The following is a 9,997-nucleotide window of genomic DNA, read 5'->3' as shown; positions in this document are numbered from 1 at the left end:
CAGAGTCTCCCTTCCTATGGCGAATTGCTATGCCGCCGACCGCTTCCGGGCATCGCGAAATAGACCTGCGCGGCGCCAGGTGTTGCGCCGCCCAGGCCGCGAAAAATCGCACCGCCCTGGGTGATTCGACGAATGCGCGGCGAAATCCGCGCCTGATCCAACTAGTGCTCGAAGCGGCCGGGCCTACTGGCTCTCCGGCCGGGATGCGAGTGCCTCCGGGTCATCGCATCCGGGGTGTCCTGCTGCCGATCTCCTCCAACTGTCACCTGCATCACAGGGATGCCGTTCATGCATGTGGACACTAGGCGTTTACACAATAAAAAGGAACTTTTTCCCGAAAAAAAGTTGGACGAGCGTCTAGTTGGCCGACGGCCTCGCGCCGAGAACGCGATAAATGTGGGTGCAACCACATGACAGGGCGGCGGTGTGACCGACCGCACTTTCGGATGTGGAGACTATGAGTCGAAACGTTGCAACTGCGTTGCATCGGCGCCCAGGCGCCGATCCAGCACGCGAATCTTGGCCTCGATCTGCGCATACAGCGGAGACTCACGATCGACGGTGGCGCGATAGGCCGCCCATGAGGCCGCATCGTCACGACCCTCGGCACCCGATGTCCACCGACTCAAGACCGAAGCGTCTCCGGAACGTAATACAGCGGTGCGCAGACGCACTCGCAATTCATCGCGAATGTCTATAACTCCCGGTGCCGTGGAACGCGGCAGCACCGGACCCGCGTACAGCCGCACCGCAGAATCCGCATCCCCGGAATCCAGCGCGGCGCGCAGCGCTTCCACATCCGTGGCGATCGGGACGCGCAGCCGGTAGGGACGCGAGCCGAACACATTCGACCCGACCACCGAACGCAGCCGCGACATGGCCGCGCGAATGGTGGCATTGTCCAGATCGGCGTCGTCCAGCAGCAATGCCAGGTGATCCGCCGACAGTCCCTCGGCGTGCTCGGCCAGCAGCAGCAGAATCTCGGCGTGCCGTTGCGACAGGGGGACTCGCTCCCCCGCCACCGTCAGCTGCGGCTGCCCCAGCCCGAGCACCTCCAGGCCCAGCCGTTCCGGCGCCGGCGCATCGGCGTTCGAACGGCGATCCTGGCCCGAACGGACCGCGGCCAGCAGCAGATCCATCTCCGCTGCCGTTGCCGCCGCCTTCACCAACGCCAGGATCTCCGGGCGCGCCACCCGCACCCCGCCGGCAATCATCAGCACGCCCACCAGGCGGCCGTCCGGATCGTGCACCGGCGCGGCGGCTCCGGTGATCTGGTGCATGCGGTGCAGGAAATGCTCCGGGCCGTGGATCCAGGCCGCGCGGCCGGTGCGCACCACCAGGCCCACCGCATTGGTGCCCACCCGGCGCTCGCTCAGATCATTGCCCTCGCGCAGGCCCGCCTCCGCGGCCGCCTGCACCCGATCGGCATTGCCGTGCACCGAGAGCACACGGCCGAACTGGTCGGCCACCACCACGATCAACCCGGTGCTGGTCGCGTCGCGCAGTAATAGCTTGTCCACCAATGGCATGACCGAGGCGATCGGATGCGCGTCACGGTAGCGCTCGAGGTCGGCGCCGCGCAGGCCACGACCGTCTCCGTCGTCCATCGGATCGACGCCGCCGCGCAGACTGCGCAGCCATGACTCGAGCACCATCGGCCTCAGCAGGCCGGGCAACTGCCCCAGTTGATCCCCGCCCACACTGAGATATCCGTGCGCCTGGGCGGCATATGTTTCGAGCGCCCCGAGCTGACTGCCCGGTTCGACCCCGTGGTTGGGTTGCCCACCACCTGCGAGATTGCTGACCATTTGCCTTTCTTTCCGCCCCAAAGAGTACCGGCGCACCGAAGACCTCAAGGCGGAAGCCGGACGTTTGTCCGGCAGGTCACACGCCAACAGGCGCCTCACAGAATGTGAGCTGCGTCTATTTACCTCCGCTACGCTCCGGCTGTTCGCGGTTGCTTTGGCGAATCAGATTGTGGCGCTCTGCTTTTCGCGGCTGTCCACTTCCTCGAATGCGCTGCCGGACAGCCCGGCACTGTGCCAGGGTGGGTCCGTGGAGGACATCGACCTGACCGACCTCGACCGCTTCGCGCACGGCTTCCCGCACGCGGTCTTCGATCATCTCCGCGCCGAACGGCCGGTGTGGTGGCATCCACCCACCGCGCACACCCCGGCCGGAGAGGGCTTCTGGGTGATCAGCCGGTACGCGGACATCGTTGCCGTCGCGGGGGATTCGGCCACCTACTCCTCCGAGAGCGGCGGCGAGCGGGCCGGCGGGGGCACGCTCATCGAGGATCTGCCCGTGGACTGGGCGGTCGGAGTGCTGCTCAACATGATGGACGACCCCCGGCACGCGGGCGTGCGGAAGCTGCTCATGCCGAGCGTCGCGCCGCGCACCCTGAAACTGATCGAGGACGATCTCCGGGAACGGGCCGCGGCCATCGTGGACACAGCACTGGCCGAGGGCGAGTGCGACTTTCTCCTCGACCTCGCCGCCGAACTCCCGTTGCAGGCGGTCTCACAGCTGCTCGGGGTGCCGCAGGCCGATCGCCACCAGCTCTTCGGCTGGGCGAATGTGGCGCTGGACTACGACGATCGGGACCTGGGCGAGGCCACCGCGCGCACCCAGCGGGCCGTGGCCGAGACCCGGGCGTACGGGGCGAATCTCTTCGCCGCCAAGACCGCCGCACCCGCCGACGATCTGATGTCGCTGGCCGCCCACGCGACCATCGACGGGCAGCCGCTCACCGATATGGAGAAGGCCATGCTGTTCAGCCTGCTCATCACGGCGGGCAGCGAGACCACGCGCAATTCCATCGCCGTCGGCATGCTCGCGCTCATCGAGCGACCGGAACTCTGGCGGACGCTGCAGGAAGATAGTTCCCAGCTGGACTGCGCGGTCGAGGAAATGCTGCGCTGGGCCTCCTCCACCTCCTACAACCGCCGCACCGCCACCCGCGACACCACACTCGGGGATCAGCGAATCCGGGCCGGGGACAAGGTCACCCTGTGGTGGACCTCCGCCAACCGGGACGCCAGCGTCTTCCCCGAGCCACATCGCTTCGACATCACCCGGCGGCCCAACCCGCACCTCGCCTTCGGGCGCGGCGGCCACTTCTGCCTCGGATCCAACCTGGCCCGCATGGAGATGCGCGTCGTCTTCGACGCCCTCCTCGACCGGGTCGGCTCCGCCGAACTCACCGCACCCGTCGAATACACCCGCAGCAACAAGCACACCGGCGTACGGCACATGCCCGTCCGCCTGACGCCCAGATGAGCACCCGGCCATCGGCGTGTTCACCCTCGCTCCCGACGGGCGCATCACCACGCTCGAGATCCACTACCGCTGAACATCCCGGCGGCAGCATCGAATTCGGTCCGCGAGCAGCGTCGAATTCAGCTCGTCGGCAGGGTCGGCTTCAGCGCCGCCGCGCTGCGGATGCGGGCCGCACCCCACCACAGACCCGTCCCGTAGGCGACATCGTCGAGCCGCCGGCACAGCACGTACCGGATCGGATCCAGGCTGCCCGGCTCCCGGTGGGTGAACCAGTCCGCCAGGCCCTCGGCCATGGCCAGGGTGAACGCGATATGACGGACCCGCCGCGAGCACAGCATGCCCAGCAGCGTGATCGGCCAGTAGTGCCGGCACATGGCCGTCGCCAGACGCCACACACCGCCGGTGAAACCGCGCGTCATATAGATGGCCGCCACCCGGGTCGGATTGTCCAGCCCGGCGAAGACCCGGCGTAGCCGGACCAGGGTCGCGCTCAGCGTCAGCAGGCCGCCGAACACGCCCCAGCGCAACATCGTGCCCAGGAGCACCGCCGACACCGCGGTCCAGATCGGTAGCGACAGCGGTGCGGCCAGGCCCGGATGCCGCTGGGCCAGCGGCGCCACACCGGTCCCATGGGTGACCTTGTGGGCGAACCACTTTCGCAGCGACACCGGATTGCTGTGCGCGACCCGGGCGGCCGGTTCGTAGCGCAGCCGCCAGCCCGCGCGGTCGAGCCGCCAGCACAGGTCGACATCGCCGCCCGCCGCCATGGTCTCGTCGAACCCGCCCTCGCCGAGCAACGCCAGCCGGCGCACCAGTACCGCCGAACTCGGCACGTACGGCACCGGGCCGTGCGCGTGCACCGCCGACTCGCGGCGGCCGCGATGCACCGAGCCGCGGGTGTGCTCGTAGCGGGCCAGCAGGGTGGAATCCGGGTCCATGGCCAGGATGCGCGGGGCCACCAGCGCCACCTTGGGATCGCTGAAGTGCCCGAGCATGACCTCCAGCCAGCCGGTGCGGGGCACCACCTCCGGGTCCAGGAAGGCCACGAATTCGGTTGCCGCGGCGCGCAATCCGAAATTGCGGGCGGCAGCCGCCCCGTGCCGGCGATCGCGGCGCAGCACCGTGATCCGGCAGCGGCTTCTGGCGTCCGGAATCTGCACCGGCTGATCCGAGCCGTCGTCCACCACGATCACCGTGTGGCCGCGCAGCGCCGACAGTAGCCGCGACAGCTCGGGAGCATTGTTGTGCACCGGCACGATCACGGTGACGTCCTCCAGCGACGGCAGCAGCCGCGGGCGCGGATTCGCGACGCCGGAATCGAGGAGACGTCTGGCAACCCGAGCCGACGCGGGGTCGGTCACCTCGAGGTACCCGTCACCGATCAAGGCCGCAGCTTCCGGAGCGAGCCGTAGCAACCTCGTTGGCGTGCCGCCGACCAGGAGCCGTCCACCGGAATAAGTGCGCACCCTGGGATCGATTCGCACCCCGAAACCATCGGGAAGGCGATCATGGCGCATTCCCGAATGCTAAGTCAGCCAACCACTGGCAATGATGATTGGCGCGCGGTGTTAATTGCCCTCCGCTTCGCTCCGGGCGGGGTTCGCGGCCACGGCGCAGGTCTATGGAGCCGCGGTCTCGATTCTTCCCTCCTCCGCTCCTCCAAGGCGCAGGTCTATGGAGCCGTTCGCTCCCCCGCTCCAAGGCGGAGGTCTATCAAGCCGCAGTCCAGAATCGAGACGGCCGCGAACCTCTGGGTGACGGCTCCGGCAGGTTCTCGAGGAATGGGGATCTCGGGCCGGGATCGGCCTTGTTCACACATCGGACCGTAGCTCGACAGCCGGAGTCCGGCGCGCTCTACACTGCGGGAGGAAAATCGGGAGTTGAACAGGTCGGGGACGGAAATCCGTGCCCGTGGTGGTCGAGGCGGTATGGGAGTCGGGCGCATGCAGACAGGCGGGGGCGGTAACACCCTCTCGGAATCCGAGATCGTCGAGGCCGCCCTGCGGGTGGTCCGGCAGGACGGTGTGGAGAAGCTGTCCATGCGACGGCTCTCCCGCGAACTCGGAGTTTCGCCGATGGCCCCCTATTACTACGTCGCCGACAAGCGCGAGCTACTCGATCTGGTCGCCACCGCCGCCCTCACCGGCGTGCGCAAGCCGCCACCCGAATTCGGTACGTGGCAAATGCGATTGCGGGATCTGATCGACCAGATCGACGAGAAATTGCGCAAACACCCGGGTCTCGGCGACGTGTTGATCGAACAGATGCTCGGCAAACAGCTGGACCTGATCGCCGCCGTCATGGAAATCCTCTTCGACGCCGGTTTCGACGAGCGCAATGTGCTCTCCGCCTACGCCACCATCCACACTTATCTGTTCGGGCGCTCCAAGGTGAACCCGCGCGACCGGGCGGGCCTGCTGGACCGGGTGCTCCCGGAGGCGGTGGAACGTGCTACCAAACACCTGGCGGATCTGCGCGGCAAGTACTCCTACGACTTTTCGATGGACGTACTGATCGCGGGCCTGGAAGCTCAGCTTGTCCGGCAGCGGGACAGCCACGTATAGTCAAACTAGAACACGTTCTAGTTTAGGTAGACTGCACCGGCTGCCCACACCGCCGGGTTCGAGAGGACACTATGACCACCGTCGACGTACCGCACAGCTCGCGATCGGCCGTGCTGCGGGTCTCCGCGGTCATCAACGAAACGGCCGACTCCTGCTCGCTGGTATTCGACGTGCCCGAGGACCTGCGTGAGCGCTTCACCTACCAGCCGGGCCAGTTCCTGACCCTGCGCATCCCCAGCGACCTCACCGGGTCCGTCGCCCGCTGCTACTCGCTGGCGAGCTCGCCGCACACCGACGACAAGCCCAAGGTGACCATCAAGCGCACCGTCGACGGCTACGCGTCGAACTGGGTGTGCGACAACGTGAAAGCCGGCGACTCCCTCGAGGTGCTGCCGCCCTCGGGCGTCTTCACCCCCAAGAACCTCGACGAGGACCTGCTGCTGTTCGCGGCCGGCAGTGGCATCACACCCGTGATGTCCATCCTCAAGTCGGCGCTGGCCCGCGGCGACGGCCGCATCGTGGTCGTCTACGCCAACCGCGACCACGACTCGGTCATCTTCGCCCGGGAACTGCGCGAGCTGGCCGACAAGCACCCGCAGCGGCTGGTCGTCATCCACTGGCTCGAGCACCTGCAGGGCCTGCCGACCGCCGACGCCTTCGCCACCCTGGTCGCGCCCTACGCCGGCCACGAGGCGTTCATGTGCGGCCCCAAGCCGTTCATGGACCGCGTCCACGACGCCCTCGGCCAGCTCGGCATGCCCCGCAATCGCACCCACGCCGAGGTCTTCAACTCGCTCTCCGGCGACCCCTTCGCGGAGGTCGCCCCGACCGAGATCACCGCCGAGGAGGCCGCCGACGCCGCCAGCGTCGAGGTCGAACTCGACGGCGAAACCCACGAAATGACCTGGCCCCGCAGCCAGACCCTGGTCGACATCATGCTCTCCAAGGGCCTCGACGTCCCCTACTCCTGCCTCGAAGGCGAATGCGGCTCCTGCGCCTGCACCGTCCTCGAAGGCGAGGTGGAAATGGAAAACGCCGAAATCCTCGACCCCGAGGACATCGCCAACGGCTACATCCTCGGGTGCCAGGCCCGCCCGGTGACGGATCACCTGAAGATCCAGTTCTGACGAACCCGCGAAAGCGAAATGTGGCCGCCGCGTCGAAAACGCGACGGCCACATTCTTATTCGGGGGTGCGGCGCTGAACCCCGGAGAGCCACCGAAAGTGGTGCTACCTAGTACGCCGAGAAGACGTTGTCGATGGAGCCGTAGCGGTGCGACGCGTAGTTGCAGGCGGCGGTGATGTTGGCGACCGGGTCGTAGATGTCCCAGGACGTTCCGTCGACGTGGTACGCCTGGAAGGTGGGATCGATCACCTGGAGCAGGCCCTTGGACGGAATGCCCGCGGCGGCATTGGAGTCGTACAGGTTGATAGCCCGAGGGTTGCCACCCGACTCACGCTGGATGTTGCGGAAGATGCCGTCGTAGCTGCCGGGGATGCCGTGCTGGCCCATGACGAAGAGGGCGTTCTGGATCCAGCCGTTCAGGTCGTTGGCGAAGGCCGGGGGGAGGACCTGGTTGAACGGGGCCGGGAGGCCCTGGACGGCCTGACGGACCTGGTCCTGCTGCGCAGCGGGGAGGCCGTTGTCGAGCTGGACGGCCTGCTGCTGGACCTGCTGGGCGGTGGCCTGGAACTCGGGCGGGACGCCGTTGATGTCGGCGGAAGCCGGACCGGCGGCGATCACAGCCGAGACGGCCAGGGCCGCGGCGGCTGCGCCGGTGATGGTCTTGACGGGCTGGGCGAACAGGTTTCGTTTGATCATGGTGATAACAGGCGCAGAGCTCACCACGGCGGGCACCCGGAGGGACTCGCCGATGCACTGCATGGGTCGTGATGTGCAAGTGGCGGAACGAGATACGGGATATTTCCCAGCTACCATCGTTCAGTCACGCTCCCGCCGAAGGCGGCGGTCTCTGCGTGGTAGTCACCGGCTCATTTCGAGCTGGTATCGGCCTTTACCGACTGATCACAGACTGATCTCGCCAAGTAAACGTAAACTAAACACAAGATGAACACTCGGTGCGAACTGGCTGAGTGGTTCGTCACAGCAATTCCGCAGCTTCGCCCGACGCGCCTATTTCGCCCCCGGATCACCGCTGAGCGCGGTACTCCGCACGCTGGTCGGGAGCCAGATGCTCGGTCGCATAACTCAGTGCGGTACGGCCCATATCCGCCGCGTGCACCTCCAGAAATCCGATGAGAATCGCTGAATCCACCCGCTTGCCGATCTCCCGCAGCATCCAGCCCACCGCCTTCTGGATCAGATCGCGGCGATCGGAGAGCAGACGCTCACACAGCTCGAGCGTGGTCGCGGTATCGCCCTGCTTGATGAACGCGAAGGTGGTCAGCAAGGCCACCCGCCGCTCCCAGAGCGAATCCCCCGCCGCGAATTCGTCGAGCAGCTCCCGCGAACGTTCGAAAAGCCACGGGCCGAGAATGAACTCCGCCGAGGAATCCACCAGATCCCAGTTGTTCACCCGGCCGCGGCGCACGGCCGCCACATACAGATCGACGATCTCCCGCTGCCGCGCCGCATCGTTCCCGCGTTTGCGTGTAGCCCCGGCCATTTCGCCGTTCAGAATCACCAATCCGGCCAGCCGGTGCTCGTGCACCGGACTGTCGAGCAACAGATCGATCTCCGAAAGCGGCAGGCCGGCAAATTTTTTCACCGCCTTCCGGGTCCGCGGAACCCGGACGCCGATGAATACATCCCCTTCTCCGTACTCACCCGGCCCGGTCTTGAAGAACCGCTGCAAATACGCCGCGTCGGCAGGATCGGCGGATGCCGCCAATTCCGCCTGCACCGCGGCCGCCGTCAGGGCTTTCGACGGCACGACGGTTCCGCTCATCGCGCCTCCTGCGTCCGTGAGCCGGAGAGAGTGTCGATCGAATCCTAGATCTATATCAAGCGGTTTCAGCCGCGGCCTGTAACAGCACCTCGCCGAACTTCCGCATGTGATCCGCTCCGCCGTACCAGGCCGCCACCAATTCCACGGCCGCTGTGCGGGTGCGCCGCGCCACGTCGGCCAATTCGGAGACGGTGATCTCGCCGGATTCGACCGCCGCCGCGGCCACATCCAGATCGTGGCTGGCCACCAGCAGCCGCATGATGTGGTGCAGATCGATGGTGGCGTCGCCGGTCCGGAACTCGGCGCCGGCCTTGGCCTCGGTGGTGGTCGAATCCGGCTGCGCCACAGCGGGTTCCGGGGCCGCACGCCGCCGGGACTTGACGTTCGCCGGACGCTCGGGCTCGGGCAGAGGATCGGGCACGCTCTCCCGCAGCGAGGCCGCGACGGCCTCCAGGCTTTCCATGCGGGCGGGGCTCTCCATGTGGGCCGGGCTCTCCAAGCGGGCGGGGCTCTCCAGCCGGGCCGGCGGCTCGGGGTCCGGCGCGTGCCGACGACCGGTGGGGGCCTCCGGGTCGGCGGGCCGGCTCGCCGCGAAAACATCCTCGTGCATGCCGGAATGGGCCGCGAACGGCGAGCCATTGGCCGCGGGGCGCACCGCGATCGTCTCGTCGGCCACCACGGACGCGGCCGCGTAGAGCTCGCTGTCGAGGGCGGCACTGGTGAACGATCCGCTATCGGACGTGGATCGGGCATAGGGCGACCCGTTGGTGGCGGGTCGCGCGGCGAAGGGCTCGCCATTGGTGGCGGGCATCGCGAACGGTTCGCTGTCGGTGGTGATCCGAGCCGAGAACGGCTCGCCGTCGGCGGCGAGCCGGGCGGCCACCGCCTCCGGGTCCGCGGTGCGCTGCGGCAGATCGGGGGCGATCCGGCGCGGCAGCGCATCGGGTTCCGGTGTGGCGCGCAGGGTTACGGGCGCGGTCGACCACTGCACCGCCTGCTCCTGACCGTTTCGGACCGGGCCGGCGTGGCCGCCGGTGTCGATGCCGGTCAGCACCTGGTTCGGCGACGTGCCCGGTGACGGGGTATCGGGATGGGTGAGTCGGTAGCCCGGCTGGCGCGCGGGGCGCGAATCCCCCGGGCCGGTGATGAAATCGGCATCCATGGCCGACATTCTTACCGGCCCGCGGGAACGGGTGCGACTCGGGCCGGGGCCGGGGCGTCGACGCGGTCACGGCGAAACCGGCT

General features: G+C 67.6%; 8 protein-coding genes. 3 read left to right on the top strand and 5 right to left on the bottom strand.

The window, feature by feature from the left end:
- Positions 1-455 precede the first annotated feature (455 nt).
- Entirely contained in the window at positions 456-1,808 is a 1,353-nt protein-coding gene (locus ACIRRA_RS25655) for a GAF domain-containing protein (RefSeq protein WP_402772791.1), read from the bottom strand.
- 229 nt (positions 1,809-2,037) lie between these two features.
- Between ACIRRA_RS25655 and ACIRRA_RS25650 the strand changes: the two genes are divergently transcribed.
- Positions 2,038-3,279 carry a cytochrome P450 gene (locus ACIRRA_RS25650; protein WP_402772878.1) on the top strand — a complete coding sequence of 414 codons (1,242 nt, stop codon included), beginning with the start codon at positions 2,038-2,040 and terminating at the stop codon, positions 3,277-3,279.
- Positions 3,280-3,398: 119 nt separating this feature from the next.
- Here the strand turns inward: ACIRRA_RS25650 and mftF are convergent, their stop codons facing one another.
- Positions 3,399-4,796, bottom strand: a complete 1,398-nt coding sequence (gene mftF, locus ACIRRA_RS25645; protein ID WP_402772788.1) for a mycofactocin biosynthesis glycosyltransferase MftF — start codon at positions 4,794-4,796, stop codon at positions 3,399-3,401.
- A 426-nt stretch (positions 4,797-5,222) separates the two neighbouring features.
- On the opposite strand from mftF, the gene mftR2 reads away from it, so the two are divergent.
- Both mftR2 and ACIRRA_RS25635 read left to right on the top strand, forming a co-directional pair.
- On the top strand, positions 5,223-5,843 hold the full coding sequence (gene mftR2, locus ACIRRA_RS25640) for a mycofactocin system transcriptional regulator MftR2 (protein ID WP_357007235.1): 621 nt from the start codon (positions 5,223-5,225) through the stop codon (positions 5,841-5,843).
- A 71-nt stretch (positions 5,844-5,914) separates the two neighbouring features.
- The gene (locus ACIRRA_RS25635) at positions 5,915-6,970 is read left to right on the top strand and encodes a ferredoxin--NADP reductase (RefSeq protein WP_357007233.1); all 1,056 of its coding nucleotides are present in this window, start codon (positions 5,915-5,917) and stop codon (positions 6,968-6,970) included.
- A gap of 107 nt (positions 6,971-7,077) precedes the next feature.
- On the opposite strand, the gene ACIRRA_RS25630 is transcribed toward ACIRRA_RS25635, so the two are convergent.
- From ACIRRA_RS25630 to ACIRRA_RS25620, 3 genes are all read right to left on the bottom strand, one after another.
- On the bottom strand, positions 7,078-7,665 hold the full coding sequence (locus tag ACIRRA_RS25630) for a transglycosylase SLT domain-containing protein (RefSeq protein WP_402772785.1): 588 nt from the start codon (positions 7,663-7,665) through the stop codon (positions 7,078-7,080).
- Between the two features lie 328 nt (positions 7,666-7,993).
- Positions 7,994-8,752, bottom strand: a complete 759-nt coding sequence (locus ACIRRA_RS25625; RefSeq protein WP_402772782.1) for a DNA alkylation repair protein — start codon at positions 8,750-8,752, stop codon at positions 7,994-7,996.
- Between the two features lie 55 nt (positions 8,753-8,807).
- Positions 8,808-9,914 carry a hypothetical protein gene (locus ACIRRA_RS25620; RefSeq protein WP_402772779.1) on the bottom strand — a complete coding sequence of 369 codons (1,107 nt, stop codon included), beginning with the start codon at positions 9,912-9,914 and terminating at the stop codon, positions 8,808-8,810.
- Positions 9,915-9,997 lie beyond the last annotated feature (83 nt).

Source organism: Nocardia sp. NPDC101769 (genome assembly GCF_044766925.1).
GTDB lineage: Bacteria > Actinomycetota > Actinomycetes > Mycobacteriales > Mycobacteriaceae > Nocardia.
The sequence above is the reverse complement of the archived record's forward strand: the minus strand, read 5'-3'. Positions and strand labels throughout refer to the sequence as shown.

Excerpts from the sequence above, each read along its gene's own strand:
- mftR2 (WP_357007235.1), top strand. The coding sequence starts at position 5,223 with ATGCAGACAGGCGGGGGCGGTAACACCCTCTCGGAATCCGAGATCGTC.
- mftF (WP_402772788.1), bottom strand. The coding sequence starts at position 4,796 with ATGCGCCATGATCGCCTTCCCGATGGTTTCGGGGTGCGAATCGATCCC.
- ACIRRA_RS25620 (WP_402772779.1), bottom strand. The coding sequence starts at position 9,914 with ATGGATGCCGATTTCATCACCGGCCCGGGGGATTCGCGCCCCGCGCGC.
- ACIRRA_RS25635 (WP_357007233.1), top strand. The coding sequence starts at position 5,915 with ATGACCACCGTCGACGTACCGCACAGCTCGCGATCGGCCGTGCTGCGG.
- ACIRRA_RS25630 (WP_402772785.1), bottom strand. The coding sequence starts at position 7,665 with ATGATCAAACGAAACCTGTTCGCCCAGCCCGTCAAGACCATCACCGGC.
- ACIRRA_RS25625 (WP_402772782.1), bottom strand. The coding sequence starts at position 8,752 with ATGAGCGGAACCGTCGTGCCGTCGAAAGCCCTGACGGCGGCCGCGGTG.
- ACIRRA_RS25655 (WP_402772791.1), bottom strand. The coding sequence starts at position 1,808 with ATGGTCAGCAATCTCGCAGGTGGTGGGCAACCCAACCACGGGGTCGAA.